1 protein-coding gene and 1 pseudogene are annotated in these 819 nt (G+C 49.8%); both read right to left on the bottom strand.

What is annotated here, in order from left to right:
* Positions 1-228, bottom strand: a pseudogene (locus B7X71_RS14735) (hypothetical protein); the annotation flags it as partial.
* Positions 229-233: 5 nt separating this feature from the next.
* On the bottom strand, positions 234-819 hold a 586-nt coding region (locus B7X71_RS14740), incomplete at its 5' end, for an IclR family transcriptional regulator C-terminal domain-containing protein (protein ID WP_293601211.1).

Consider the following 819-nt stretch of genomic DNA (forward strand, 5'->3'; position numbering starts at 1 on the left):
GTTGGGGGTATCAATAATTTCTATGCCATCAATATCAAAAGAGTATTGCTTTGCAAGAAGCACAATATTTTCTCGCGGACCAATCAGAATAGGTGTGCAGAGAGCATGTTTACGAAGCTCAACAACGGTTTCTAAGGATGGCTCGCTCAGTGGAAAGACAACCCCCAAGGGTTTAGTGCCCTTGGCGTTATTAATGAGATCTTGTAGAAGAGGGAATGGATGGGCCATGCTGCTCAGTTTAGGGTATTAGAAATTCGCTCTGCTGCAGCACGTAATTGAGGAATGTATTCCATCGCCTGATTAATTGGTAAACGTGCTGTCGCAGCATGAATTGCAATCGCCGCAACAGCATCACCATGCTTATCTTTGACGGGGACTGCAACGCAGGAGACTCCAAGAACATATTCTTCATTATCAACCGCATAATCAGTGCTAATAATGCGGTCTAGCTCTGATTCAAGAAGGTCGCGGTCCGTGATGGTTCGGTGCGTGAACTGCTCTAGTGGAAGATTGTCTAGTAGTTTTGCGCGCTCTTCGGGCGGCTTAAATGCCAGCAGGAGCTTACCGCTCGCGCTGCAATGCGGAGGCAGAACCGTTCCTGGCGGTAGGTGGAGACGTAAGGCCCAGTTAGCCTCCACTCGGTCTAGATAGAAGAGCTCTCCACGACGAAGCACGGCTAGGTTGCAGGTTTCCTTCAGATCTGAAACGAGTTTTCGTAAGATTGAGTGGCGCACACTGGAAACGCTGTCATGGGAGATGCGGAAATGGTGGGCTTGCCCGAGCATGGGGCCGACACCGCCCATCTGGAACATGAGCCAT

It is taken from the genome of Polynucleobacter sp. 39-46-10 (genome assembly GCF_002282275.1).